Here is a 12,255-nt window from a genome sequence, read left to right on the forward strand (position 1 = left end):
CTAACGTGGCCGACATCACCCCACCGACGACGCGGGAGGCCCACCGATGACCCGGTACGCAGCTCCAGGGACCGACGGGAGCATCGTCTCCTTCCAGGCCCGGTACGACCACTACATCGGCGGCGAGTACGTCGCGCCCGCCAAGGGCCAGTACTTCGAGAACCCGTCCCCGGTGACCGGTCAGGTGTTCTGCGAGGTCGCCCGGGGCACCGCGGAGGACGTGGACCGGGCCATCGACGCCGCCGAGGGCGCCGCGCCCGCCTGGGGCCGCACCTCCCCGGCCGAGCGGGCCAACGTCCTCAACAGGGTCGCCGACCGGATGGAGGAGAACCTCGAAGCGCTCGCGGTGGCCGAGACCTGGGACAACGGCAAGGCCGTGCGCGAGACGCTGGCCGCGGACCTGCCGCTGGCGATCGACCACTTCCGCTACTTCGCCGGGTGCGTCCGGGCGCAGGAGGGCGGCATCTCCGAGATCGACGAGGGCCTGGTCGCCTACCACTACCACGAGCCGCTGGGCGTGGTCGGGCAGATCATCCCGTGGAACTTCCCGATCCTGATGGCCGTGTGGAAGCTCGCCCCGGCGCTGGCCGCGGGCAACGCGGTGGTGCTCAAGCCCGCGGAGCAGACCCCGGCCTCGATCCACGTGCTGCTGTCGATCATCGGCGACCTGCTGCCCGCCGGGGTGCTCAACGTGGTCAACGGCTTCGGCGTGGAGGCGGGCAAGCCGCTCGCGTCCAGCCCCCGCATCCGGAAGATCGCCTTCACGGGTGAGACCACCACCGGCCGCCTGATCATGCAGTACGCCAGCGAGAACATCATCCCGGTGACGCTGGAGCTGGGCGGCAAGAGCCCGAACGTGTTCTTCGACGACGTCGCCGCGGCCGACGACTCCTTCTACGACAAGGCGCTGGAGGGCTTCACCATGTTCGCCCTCAACCAGGGCGAGGTCTGCACCTGCCCGTCGCGGGCGCTCATCCAGTCCGGCATCTACGAGAAGTTCCTCGGCGACGTCACCGAGCGCACCCGGCGGATCGTGCAGGGCCACCCGCTCGACACCGCCACCACCATGGGCGCGCAGGCCAGCAACGACCAGTTGGAGAAGATCCTGTCCTACATCGACATCGGCAGGCAGGAGGGCGCGAAGGTGCTCACCGGCGGCGAGCGCGCCCGGCTCGACGGCGACCTGGCCGAGGGCTACTACGTGCAGCCGACGATCTTCGAGGGCGACAACAAGATGCGGATCTTCCAGGAGGAGATCTTCGGCCCGGTCGTCTCGGTCACCCGCTTCGACGACTACGCCGACGCCATCAAGATCGCCAACGACACCCTCTACGGCCTCGGCGCCGGGGTCTGGTCCCGCGACGGCGGCGTCGCCTACCGGGCGGGCCGCGAGATCCAGGCGGGCCGGGTGTGGGTGAACAACTACCACGCCTACCCCGCGCACGCCGCGTTCGGCGGGTACAAGCAGTCCGGCATCGGCCGGGAGAACCACAGGATGATGCTCGACCACTACCAGCAGACCAAGAACCTGCTGGTCAGCTACACCGACAAGGCCCAGGGCTTCTTCTGATGGGCGAGCGGGTCAGCCACACCCCGGGGGCGGCGGCCGTGCTGCGCCGCCTCCGGGAGTCCCACGGGCCGCTGATATTCCACCAGTCCGGCGGCTGCTGCGACGGCAGCGCGCCGATGTGCTACCCGGCGGGCGAGTTCCGCACCGGCGGCCAGGACGTCCTGCTCCAGGAGCTGCGGGTCGAGGGGGTCGGCGAACCGATCCCGTTCTGGATGTCGAGGTCGCAGTACGAGCACTGGAAGCACACCCACCTGACCGTGGACGTCGTCCCCGGCCGGGGCAGCGGGTTCTCCCTGGAGGCCCCCGAGGGCGTGCGCTTCCTCATCAGGTCGCGCCTGCTCACCGACGAGGAGATGGCGCCGTAGCCGTGCCCCGGTGCGGACCGGTTGGGGCGCACCGACCCCCGCACCGGGACACACCCCGGGGAATTACTGACCCGGGTCCTTCGTTGGGCACTGGTGACAGCCCCGAACGGAGGAGGCCCCCTGTGGCTACGGTCGAACTGACCACCGAGAACTTCGACGAGGTCGTGGGCGGTGGCGGAACCGTGCTGGTCGACTTCTGGGCGTCCTGGTGCGGTCCGTGCCGCCAGTTCGCCCCCGTCTTCGACGCGGCCTCGGACAAGCACGAGGACGTCGTGTTCGCCAAGGTCGACACCGAGGCCCAGCAGCAACTGGCCCAGGCCTTCGGCATCTCGTCCATCCCCACGGTGATGGCCGTCCGCGAGGGCGTAGTCCTCTACTCCCAGCCCGGCGCCCTCCCCGCCCCGGCCCTGGAAGACCTGATCACCCAGGTCAAGGCCGTCGACATGGAAGACGTCCGAGCCAAGGTGGCCGAAGCCCAGGCAGCAGAAGAAGCCAAGTAATACCCAGCTCCCACCACAGAAAGGGCCCGCGAACCACCCGGTTCGCGGGCCCTTTCCGCACGCACCCACACCAAAACCGCAAACACCACACCAATACAAAGTTCGAAGATCAAAGGCCGAAGGCCGAAGCGGAAACGAAACCACGCTGGTTCGGGAACCCACCGCACCGTGGGGGTCTGGGGGGTCGCCCCCCAGAAGCGATGCGGAACGCAAAAGGCGAGCGCTCTCCGCGAGCACTCGCCTCCATGCGTGGAGCTGAGGGGAATCGAACCCCTGACCTTCTCGATGCGAACGAGACGCGCTACCAACTGCGCTACAGCCCCTTGTTCGTGCTCGCAGAGCTTATCAGCCCGCGAGCACGCCCCCTCGCGGGGGTCCCTACTCGCCCACGGCCCGGCGGTAGTGCAGCACGGTGGCGTCGCCGAGGTCGTCGAACCAGGGGTCTTCGTCGTCGAGGTCGACGGCGGTGGCGCCGGGGTGGGTGATGCGGGGGGCGATCTTGACCGGGGTGCGGCGGGGTTCCTCGTACTCGGAGTCGAGGTCGTCGTCGGCGTCGGTGTCGTCGTCCGGTTCTTCCTCGGCCGGGTGGGCGTGGGAGCGGCGGACGGCGAGGGGGGCGGTCATCCTGGCCTGCCTGCGCTCCCGGATCTCCTCCTCGATGCGCACCTGGCGGCGCAGGTAGGTGAGGTACCCGGCGAGCGCGAGGTCGATGAGCCCGTGCGCCCACCACAGCAGGGGGGTCATGACCAGCGCGGTGATCAGGGTGAGCACCGCGGTGAGGATCATGAGCAGTACGATCCGCTGCCGGAAGGCGTACTTGGCCCGGGCGGCGCGGGCGGCGGCGTCCGGGTCGAAGCCGCCGCGGCCGGGGCGGAACCGGCGGGGTTCGGGGGCGTAGTCGTCCTCGTCCTCGGCGAAGTCGTCGGTGTAGGTGAACCCGTCTTCCTCGGGTTCGAGGTCGACCGTCGCGGAGTCGAGCATGGCGAAGTCCTCCCGGGGGTCCTCGGTCTCCTCGCGGGGACCGGTGTCTTCGGCGGAGCCGCTGCGCACGACTCGGGCGGCCAGGGCGGAATCCGCCGTCCTGGCGATCTCCTGGCGCTTGCGCACCACCATGGGGACGAGCACGACCAGCCAGGCGACCACGAGGGCGACCACGATCAACGAACTCGGCATGTCCGCACCTCCCCCTGACGTACTCCGAGGACTTCGTTGACCACGTTAGTCACAACAGTCACACGCGTGGCGGAGGCGCGCCGGAGAAACTCACCCGTTCGGGTTGTCGTCGGTCCACCATTCCCCGTAACGGCACTGATCAAACAATTAACTTCCGCCACCCCGAAACGTCAACCCCGACCGGCCCGCCCGTCCGCGACCAAGCGGTTGACCAGGCCGTTCGGCACGTCCTCCTCGGTGATCGCCAGGCACACGTGGTCCCGCCAGTCCCCGGCGACGTCGAGGTAGCGCCGGAACAGCCCCTCCTCGCGGAACCCGAGCTTCGACAGCACCCGCAGGCTCGCCCCGTTCTCCGGCCGCACGGTGGCCTCCAGCCGGTGCAGCCCGGAGAGCCGGAAGCAGTGGTCCACGGCCATCGCCACCGCCGCCGTGGCCACACCCCCGGACACCGCGGTGGACGCCACCCAGTAGCCCACCCACGCCGAGCACAGCGACCCGCGGACCACGTTGCCGACGGTGAGCTGGCCGGCGAACTCCCCGTCGACGGTGATCACGAACGGCAGCGACATGCCGCGCCGGGCCAGCGAGCGCAGCGCCGACCACTGCGCGGGCCAGGCGAACTGGGCGTTGCGCTCGGCCCACGTCCCGGGCGCCGACGGCTCCCAGTTCTCCAAGTGCGCCCGGTCGCGGATGCGCGCCCGGCTCCACGCGGCGCCGTCGAGCAACCGCGGCCCGCGCAGTTCCACCACCCCGGCGGGCACCCGCAGCGGACCGAGCCGGGCGGGCCAGCCGGGGTGGCGGCCCAGCGCCTGCGGGCTAGCCACGCTGGGCGAGGAAGCTGACCTGGACCTCCTGGCCGACGGACACCTCGACGGTGTCCTCGTCGATCAGGATCAGGCAGTTGGCCTCGGCGAGCGAGGCGAGCAGGTGCGACCCGGACAGGCCCAGCGGCTGCACCAGGTACTCGCCGTTGGTCTCGTCGCGCAGCAGTTGCCCGCGCAGGAAGCCGCGCCGCGCCTTGGTCGAGGTCACCGGCGACAGCAGCCGGGCGCTGACCACCCGCCGGTGCGGGTTGCGCTTGCCCTGCGCGGCCCGGATCAGCGGTCGCACCATGACCTCGAACACGACCAGGGCGCTCATCGGGTTGCCCGGCAGCAGGAACGCCGGGATCGCGTCCGGCCCCAGCCGCCCGAAGCCCTGCTGCGAGCCGGGGTGCATGGCCACCCTGGTCAGGTCCACGTCGCCCAGCTCGGAGATGGCGGCGCGGACCTCCTCGGCCAGCTCGCCGCCGACCCCGCCGGAGATCACCAGGATCTCGGCCTGCGACAGCCTGCTCTCCACCACCTCGCGCAAGCGCTTGACGTCGCTGCTGACGATGCCGACCCGGCTCACCTCGGCGCCCGCGTCCCGGGCGGCGGCGGCCAGCGCGTAGGAGTTGACGTCGTAGACCTGCCCCTGCCCCGGGGTCCGGTCGACGTCGACCAGCTCGTCGCCGACCGAGATCACCGACACCCGGGGCCTCGGGTACACCAGCACCTTCGACTTGCCCACGGCGGCGAGCAGCCCCACCTGGGCGGAGCCGATGATCGAACCGCGGCGCACGGCCACGTCACCGGTCTGCACGTCCTCGCCGGTGCGCCGGACGTAGGCGGCCGAGGGCACGGGGGTGTGCACGGTGACCTTCGAGTGGTGCCCGTCGGTGAAGCCCAGCGGCAGCACCGCGTCGGCCAGGGTGGGCAGCGGCGCGCCGGTCGCCACCCGCACCGCCTGCCCCGGCTGGAGCCTGCGCGGCTGCCGGGAGCCGGAGGCGATCTCGCCCACGACCGGGAGCTGCACCGCGGCCTCACCCGCGGGCTGGGTGTCGACGCTGCGGACGGCGTACCCGTCGACCGCGGCCTGGTCGAACCCGGGCAGCGAGCGCTCGGCCACGACCTCCTCGGCGCAGAGCAGCCCCTGCGCCTCGGAGATCGCCACCCGCACCGGCGCCGGGCGCACCGCGGCCGCCAGGGCCCTGGCGAGTTGCTCGTCGACTGACCTCATCCGCTACCCCGTACCCGTTCCGTCCCGATCCCCTACCGACCGCTGATCCGCGCGCTCAACCACTCGCGGAGGCTGGGCCCATACTCCGGATGGTCCAGTGCGAAGTCCACTGCGGCACGCAGGAAACCGCCAGGATTGCCCAGGTCATGCCGTCCGCCGCGGTGCACGACCACGTGCACGGGGTGCCCCTCGTCGATCAGCAGCGCGATGGCGTCGGTGAGCTGCAGCTCGCCACCGGCGCCCGGGGTGATCCGCCCGAGGGCGTCGAAGATCGCCCGGTCGAGCAGGTAGCGGCCCGCCGCGGCGAAGGTGGACGGGGCCTCGTCGGCGGGTGGCTTCTCCACCATGCCGTTGACCTTCTTGACGTCGTCGTCGCCGGTGTCCTCGACGTCGAACACGCCGTAGGCGGAGATCTGGGCCCTGGGGATGTCGAAGGCGCAGAGCACCGTCCCGCCCTTCTCCGCGCGCACCGCGGCCATCCGGGCCAGCACGCCGGTGGGCAGCACGAGGTCGTCGGGCAGCAGCACGGCGACGGCCTCGTCCTCGGGCCGCAGGTTGGGCTCGGCGCAGCCGACGGCGTGGCCCAGGCCCAGCGCCTTGTCCTGGGTGGCGGTCTCGACGGCGAGCAGGCCGGGCGCGCGGCGGACCTTCTCCAGCAGCGCGTCCTTGCCCCGCTCGGCCAAGGTGGCTTCGAGTTCCGGCTGCGGGCGGAAGTAGTCGGCGACGGCTTCCTTGCCGGGTGAGGTGACGATGACCAGGCGGGTCGCCCCCGCTTCAGCCGCCTCGGCCGCGACGTACTCGATACCGGGGGTGTCCACGACCGGCAGCAGCTCCTTCGGAACCGCCTTGGTGGTGGGGAGGAACCGGGTGCCCAGACCCGCTGCGGGCACGATGGCGGTGGTGAATGCGGTGAACGCGCTCATGGACAGGCAGCCTAACCTCAGTGGCGTGGCCGGCACTGGGAGTGATCTCGAAGCTACACGCGCGTGGACGAAGGACCAGTGGCGACGCGCGCTGCTGGCGAACCGCCGCCGGGTGCCCGCCGCCACCCGCTTCGCCGAGGCCATGCAGCTCACGGCCCAGTTGACCAGCGGCCGGGTCGTGCGCGGGGGGCAGACGCTGTGCGCGTACGTGCCGATCGGGTCGGAGCCGGGGTCGGTGCAGATGCTCGACGAGGTGGCCGACGCGGGCGTGCGCATCCTGCTGCCGGTGGTCAACGGGCGCGGCCCGCTCGAGTGGGCCTGGTACGACGGGCGCGACGACCTGCGGCCCGGCCCGTACGGGCTGCGCGAGCCGATCGGGGAGCGGCTGGGTGAGACGGCGCTGCGGATCGCGGACGTGGTCCTGGTGCCCGCGCTGGCCGTCGACCGGCGGGGGACGCGCCTGGGCCGGGGTGCGGGCTTCTACGACCGGAGCCTGTCGATCGCGGCGGCGGACACCCCATTGGTGGCCGTGGTGCGCGATGCGGAATTGTTCGACGTGCTGCCCGCCGAGGGCCACGACGTGACGATGACGGCCGTGCTGACACCGGGGCGCGGGCTGCTCAGGTTGCGCTGATGTGACCTCGTGTCGGAATGTTTGCGTTCCCGGTCCGCGTTGTCGCAGAATCAAGTGTTAGCACTCTCGCCTGTTGAGTGCCAGTTTGGGAGGAAGGCCCCCGTGCCCACGTACCAGTACGCCTGTACGGTCTGCGAGCACCGCTTCGAGGCGGTGCAGTCGTTCTCGGACGCGTCGCTGACCGAGTGCCCCGAGTGCGGGCAGCGGCTGCGCAAGCTCTACAGCTCTGTCGGCGTGGTCTTCAAGGGCAGCGGCTTCTACCGCAACGACAGCCGCTCGTCGACGTCGTCCACCGCTCCCGCCGCGGACGCGTCCCCGGCCAAGTCGGAGTCTTCGGCCAAGTCGGAGTCCTCCGGCAAGTCGGAGTCGTCGGCGAAGTCGGAGTCCTCGGGGTCCGGCTCGGCGAAGTCCCCGACACCGGCCGCGTCGGCATCGTCGGCCTCGTCGTCGGGCACGGCCAAGGCCTCCTGACCCCGGACCCACCCCGGGTTGTCCACATGGGTCGAATCCATCCACAGGTCCGCCCCGTGCCTTCCGCGCGCCCCACCGCCTCCCTAACGTCGATGTCACCACCGACACGACCAGGGAGCACCCGATGCCCGCGAGCAACCCGACGCTGATCCGCCTGCGCGCCCTCCGCGCCACCCTGCCCAGGGCCCTCGCCCTGCGCCGGGTGGTCGCGGGGGTGCTGCTGCTCGCCGCGGCCGCGACCGCGCTGTGGCACCCCGCGGCGGAACCGGCCTCGACACCGGTGCTGGTCGCGGCGAAACCCCTGTCCGCGGCCACCGCGCTGACCCCGACCGACGTGCGGGTCGTCCGCGCCCCGCCGGACCTGCTGCCCGCCGGTGCCCTGACCGACCCGGCGGAGGCCGCGGGCCGCCTCCTCGCGGGCCCCGCCGCCGAGGGCGAACCCATCACCCGCGTCCGACTGGTGGGCGCGGAGAACACCGCGCTCATGGTCGGCCCCGACGCCGCCGCGGTCCCGCTGCGCCCGGCCGACCCGACGGTGTCGTCGTTGCTGCGCCCCGGATCGCGGGTGGACGTGGTGGCCGCCGCCGAGCCCGGCGACCCTCCAGAGGTGCTGGCGGAGAACGCCGCCGTCCTCACCGTCCGCGCCCTGACCGGAGGCGGCCCGAACGCGCCGCCGCTGCTCCTGCTGGCGCTGCCCAAGCAGGCCGCGCACGACGTCGCGGCCGCTTCGCTGCGCGGCGAGGTGACGGTTACCCTCCGATAGTCCGCACCCACCCACAACCGCGAGATCGGAGCAAGGCGTGCTCAAGGGCTTCAAGGACTTCCTGATGCGCGGCAACGTCATCGAGCTGTCCGTCGCCGTCATCATCGGTGCCGCGTTCACCTCGGTCGTCACCTCGTTCACCGACGGCATCATGAAGCCGCTGATCAACTCCGTCGGCGGCACCAGCATGGCCGAGGGCCTGGGCTTCCGGATCTTCACCGGGAACGAGAAGAGCTACGTCGACATCGCCCTGGTCATCAACTCGGTGATCAACTTCCTGATCGTCGCGGCCGTCGTCTACTTCGTGATCGTGCTGCCGATCAAGAAGATCCAGGACCGCCGCAAGCGCGGCGAGGAGCCCGGCCCCGCCCGGCCCACGGACGTCGAACTCCTCATCGAGATCCGCGACCTGCTCCGCCAGCAGAACAGCCCCGCCGCCGCACCCGCCCCCAAGCCCGACACCCTCTGATCCCCGTGCCCACCCCGGACTCCCCGCCCCCGGCGCCACCGCGCCCCGCCCGGGACCCCGATCCGAAACCCCGGCGCCCCACCCTGGACGAGATCTTCGGCGACGTCCTCCCCGACACCACGAAGGACGAAAGGGACCCGACCCCCGCGAAAACCGCAGACGACTGGTACGAACAAAACCGCCCCCCACACCACGGCGGCTGAGCACCACCGCCAAAACCGACTCCCCCACCCGCGACGCCGAACCGGTCGTTTCAGCAGACGGGCAGCGATCGGGTGGGACCCGAAACCACAAGCGGGCCTGACCCCCGGAGTGGTCAGGCCCGCCCCTGGGAGATCACAGTCCCGAAAGCTCACCGATGACGTAGGGGACCAACGAGGACAGAGTCGCCATCCCGTCCCGAACCGCACTCCGGGACCCCGCCAGGTTGACCACCAGGGTGCTCCCGGAAACGCCCACCAACCCCCGGGAGATCCCGGCGTCGACCGCGCCCGCGGCCAGCCCGGAGGACCGCAGCGCCTCGGCGATCCCCGGGATGGGCCGGTCCAGGACCCCCTGCGTCGCGTCGGGGGTGACGTCCCGGGGCGACACCCCGGTCCCGCCCACGGTGACGACCAGGTCGGCCCCGCCGATCACCGCGGTGTTGAGCGCGTTGCGGATGGCGACGGTCTCCCCCTCGACCGGCACCACGCCGTCGACGATGAAACCCGCCTCCTCCAGCAGCTCGGTCACCAGCGGACCGACGGTGTCCTCGTGTTCCTTGTGCGCCACCCGGTCGTCCACGATCACGACGAGTGCCCGACCGAGCCGCTGCGCGCTGCGTTCCATACCGCCAACCGTAGCCGTCCGGGCCCACCCGCGGGCCGGGAGGTGAGCGGTGTCCGACCCCCTGATCTGACCATTCGGTGACGAGGCCGCCGCGCACCGGGCGAACCGCTCCGACGCCCCCTAGCGTCTGGCCCATGCGCGTACTGATCACCGGAGGAGCGGGCTTCGTCGGCTCCCACGTGGCCGACCTCATGGCCACCCGAGGCCACGAGGTCACCCTCCTCGACAACCTGCTCCCCCAAGCCCACGGCTCCACCGAACCACCCCCCTGGACCGCCCCCCACGAACTGGTCCTGGGCGACGTCCGCGACGCCGACCTCCTCACCGACCTGGTCTCCCGCACCGACCTCGTCTGCCACCAGGCGGCGGTGGTCGGCCACGGCCTGGACCCCTCCGACGCCCCCCACTACGCCAGCCACAACGACTACGGCACCGCGGTCCTCCTGGCGGCGATGCACCGCACCGGCCGCCAACGCCTCGTCCTGGCCTCCTCCATGGTCGTCTACGGCGAAGGCCGCTACTCCTGCCCCACCCACGGCGTCGTCCGCCCAGCCCCCCGCCGCCAGGAATCCATCGACGCGGGCGACTACGAACCCCCCTGCCCCACCTGCGGAGCCCCCCTCGAGTCCCTCCTGGTCCCCGAGGACGCCCCGATCAACCCCCAGAGCACCTACGCCGCCACCAAGGCCGCCCAGGAATACCTGGCATCCGCGTGGGCCCGCCAAACCGGCGGCCACGTCTGGGCCCTCCGCTACCACAACATCTACGGCCCCCGGATGCCCCGAGACACCCCCTACGCAGGCGTGGCCTCCCTCTTCCGCTCAGCCCTGGAACGCGGCGAAGCCCCCACCGTCCTGGAAGACGGCAACCAACGCCGAGACTTCATCCACGTCACCGACGTAGCCCTAGCCAACGCCTTGGCCTGCGAAAAAGAAGGCCAACCCCACACCCTCACCCCCCTCAACATCTGCTCCGGCACCCCCCACACCGTCGGCGAAATGGCCCAAGAACTGGCAAAAGCCTGCAACGGCCCCACCCCCAAAACCCTCGGCGGCGCCCGCCCCGCCGACGTCCGCCACGTCGTAGCCGACCCCCAAGCCGCCAAAACCCTCCTCGGCTTCCACGCCCAGGTCCCCTTCAACACCGGCATGAAGGACTTCGCCACCGCCCCCCTCCGAGCCCCCGTCACCACCTGACCCCCGCACCCGCACGCCCACGTCCCTCCACCCGAGCCCAACCACCCTCCCCTGCCACACGGCACCGGGTGCCACCCGCCCAACTCCAATCAAGCACCACGCCCAGCGACCACCCGTTCGGCACCGAAGGCGCACCGAGGCCAACAGCCGGTGCCGGACGCAAGGGTCAAACTCGCCCAAGGCAACGGATCACAACAACCGACGCGGCGGGGATTCACCGCGGTGCACGGCCACTTCGACGCACCGGCAGACTGATGCGCGGCCGCTACAGCGCGCGTCCAGACAAGTGCTCTGGCAGGGCCGGCACACGACCTGCGCGGCGCATGGCCAGGCCAGCCAGGCCGGGCCAGATCAGGCCGGGCCGGGCCAGGCCAGCCGGGCTGGGTCGGGTCCGCCGGGCAGGGCCGGGTCCGCCGGGCAGGGCCGGGTCCGCCGGGTGGGGTCGAGCCGGGTGGGGTGAGTGGGTCAGGCAGCCGGAGGCAGACGGGCCGAGCCGGGCGGACCAAGCGGGGGCGGAGCAGGGCGGGCCGAGCCAATCGGGCGGGCCAAGCCGGGCCAAGTCGGCCAGGCCAGGCCGGGCTGGTCGGGCCAGGCTGGTCGGGCCGGGCCGGGCCGGGCCGGGCCTGGCCGGGCCGGGCCTGGCCGGGCCGGGCCTGGCCGGCCAGGCCGAGCTGGTCGGGCCGGGCTGGTCGGGCCGGGCTGGTCGGGCCGGGCTGGTCGGAGCTGGTTGGCCCAGGTCGAAGCGGGTCAGCGTGGGCTGGGTCAGCCCGGAGCGGGGTGGGTTGGGGCGGTGTGCGGCTGGGCCAGTCGGGCTGGCGCGACACGTGGCCGGACCGGCGCGGCGTAGCTGGCGCGATGCAGCCAGGGTTGCCAGCGCCATGCCGCGCGGCTTGCGCCATGCCGCGCGGCTTGCGCGATGTCGTACGGCTTGCGCGATGCCGCGCGGCTTGGCCCGGTGCCGTGTGATCGGCTGTTGCGGGCCAGCCGGGCCGGGGAGCTGAGCCGGGCCGTCAAGACCGGTGTTGCGCGGCGGCCGCAGCGTGGGTGGTGTGGCGACTGCGGTGCGGCCGATGTGTTGGCCCGGTCCGGGAAGGTGCGGTCTCAGTGGTGCGCGCATGTCGGCGGCTGGCGGATGCGCAGGCGGTTGGGCAGAGGCGGCGGGTTCGTGTGGGCGGCGGGTGGGGTGGTGATGGAGGGGGCGGGTGGGGGTGTTGGACGGGTGCCGACATGCCCACTGCCTCCCCGCCGTTCCGAATTCCTAGGCTACCAAGGAGGTCTGACAGTTCCGGGGTTTGTGCGTGGGGTTGTCCACAGGCGGTGGGG

Annotated in this window: 13 protein-coding genes and 1 tRNA gene; 8 read left to right on the top strand and 6 right to left on the bottom strand. The window is 71.9% G+C overall.

Annotation, left to right across the window (positions count from 1 at the left end):
- Positions 1–46: 46 nt before the first annotated feature.
- From exaC to trxA, 3 genes are all read left to right on the top strand, one after another.
- A complete protein-coding gene (gene exaC / locus DFQ13_RS05220) occupies positions 47–1,570 on the top strand; it encodes an acetaldehyde dehydrogenase ExaC (protein ID WP_035286751.1) in 1,524 nt (507 codons plus the stop codon).
- On the top strand, positions 1,570–1,935 hold the full coding sequence (locus tag DFQ13_RS05225) for a DUF779 domain-containing protein (protein WP_035286748.1): 366 nt from the start codon (positions 1,570–1,572) through the stop codon (positions 1,933–1,935). Before exaC ends, DFQ13_RS05225 begins: the two co-directional genes overlap by 1 nt.
- Positions 1,936–2,057: 122 nt before the next feature.
- Positions 2,058–2,435 carry a thioredoxin gene (gene trxA, locus DFQ13_RS05230; RefSeq protein ID WP_035286746.1) on the top strand — a complete coding sequence of 126 codons (378 nt, stop codon included), beginning with the start codon at positions 2,058–2,060 and terminating at the stop codon, positions 2,433–2,435.
- A gap of 250 nt (positions 2,436–2,685) precedes the next feature.
- On the opposite strand, the gene DFQ13_RS05235 is transcribed toward trxA, so the two are convergent.
- The 5 genes from DFQ13_RS05235 to DFQ13_RS05255 form a co-directional block, all read right to left on the bottom strand.
- Positions 2,686–2,758 (bottom strand) — tRNA-Ala (locus DFQ13_RS05235).
- A 55-nt stretch (positions 2,759–2,813) separates the two neighbouring features.
- On the bottom strand, positions 2,814–3,608 hold the full coding sequence (gene sepX, locus DFQ13_RS05240) for a divisome protein SepX/GlpR (RefSeq protein ID WP_110079015.1): 795 nt from the start codon (positions 3,606–3,608) through the stop codon (positions 2,814–2,816).
- A gap of 170 nt (positions 3,609–3,778) precedes the next feature.
- Positions 3,779–4,432 (bottom strand): GNAT family N-acetyltransferase, encoded by a 654-nt coding sequence (locus DFQ13_RS05245; protein WP_035286741.1) that lies wholly within the window; start codon positions 4,430–4,432, stop codon positions 3,779–3,781.
- A complete protein-coding gene (gene glp / locus DFQ13_RS05250; protein WP_035286739.1) occupies positions 4,425–5,648 on the bottom strand; it encodes a molybdotransferase-like divisome protein Glp in 1,224 nt (407 codons plus the stop codon). The genes DFQ13_RS05245 and glp overlap by 8 nt, the downstream gene beginning before the upstream one ends.
- Positions 5,649–5,680: 32 nt before the next feature.
- Positions 5,681–6,571, bottom strand: coding sequence for a UTP--glucose-1-phosphate uridylyltransferase (locus DFQ13_RS05255; RefSeq protein WP_181399853.1), 891 nt, complete (start codon positions 6,569–6,571; stop codon positions 5,681–5,683).
- A gap of 25 nt (positions 6,572–6,596) precedes the next feature.
- Here DFQ13_RS05255 and DFQ13_RS05260 point away from each other — a divergent pair, with 25 nt between their 5' ends.
- From DFQ13_RS05260 to mscL, 4 genes are all read left to right on the top strand, one after another.
- Positions 6,597–7,205 (top strand): 5-formyltetrahydrofolate cyclo-ligase, encoded by a 609-nt coding sequence (locus tag DFQ13_RS05260; protein ID WP_052021729.1) that lies wholly within the window; start codon positions 6,597–6,599, stop codon positions 7,203–7,205.
- Positions 7,206–7,307: 102 nt separating this feature from the next.
- The gene (locus DFQ13_RS05265; RefSeq protein ID WP_110079016.1) at positions 7,308–7,676 is read left to right on the top strand and encodes an FmdB family zinc ribbon protein; all 369 of its coding nucleotides are present in this window, start codon (positions 7,308–7,310) and stop codon (positions 7,674–7,676) included.
- 124 nt (positions 7,677–7,800) lie between these two features.
- Positions 7,801–8,439 (top strand): SAF domain-containing protein, encoded by a 639-nt coding sequence (locus tag DFQ13_RS05270; RefSeq protein WP_110079017.1) that lies wholly within the window; start codon positions 7,801–7,803, stop codon positions 8,437–8,439.
- Between the two features lie 37 nt (positions 8,440–8,476).
- Complete coding sequence (mscL, locus tag DFQ13_RS05275; protein WP_110079018.1) at positions 8,477–8,908, top strand: large-conductance mechanosensitive channel protein MscL; 432 nt, start codon at positions 8,477–8,479, stop codon at positions 8,906–8,908.
- Between the two features lie 336 nt (positions 8,909–9,244).
- Here the strand turns inward: mscL and DFQ13_RS05285 are convergent, their stop codons facing one another.
- Complete coding sequence (locus DFQ13_RS05285; protein ID WP_035286728.1) at positions 9,245–9,736, bottom strand: MogA/MoaB family molybdenum cofactor biosynthesis protein; 492 nt, start codon at positions 9,734–9,736, stop codon at positions 9,245–9,247.
- Between the two features lie 134 nt (positions 9,737–9,870).
- On the opposite strand from DFQ13_RS05285, the gene DFQ13_RS05290 reads away from it, so the two are divergent.
- A complete protein-coding gene (locus tag DFQ13_RS05290) occupies positions 9,871–10,932 on the top strand; it encodes an NAD-dependent epimerase/dehydratase family protein (RefSeq protein WP_110079020.1) in 1,062 nt (353 codons plus the stop codon).
- Positions 10,933–12,255 lie beyond the last annotated feature (1,323 nt).

It is taken from the genome of Actinokineospora spheciospongiae (genome assembly GCF_003182415.1).
GTDB lineage: Bacteria > Actinomycetota > Actinomycetes > Mycobacteriales > Pseudonocardiaceae > Actinokineospora > Actinokineospora spheciospongiae.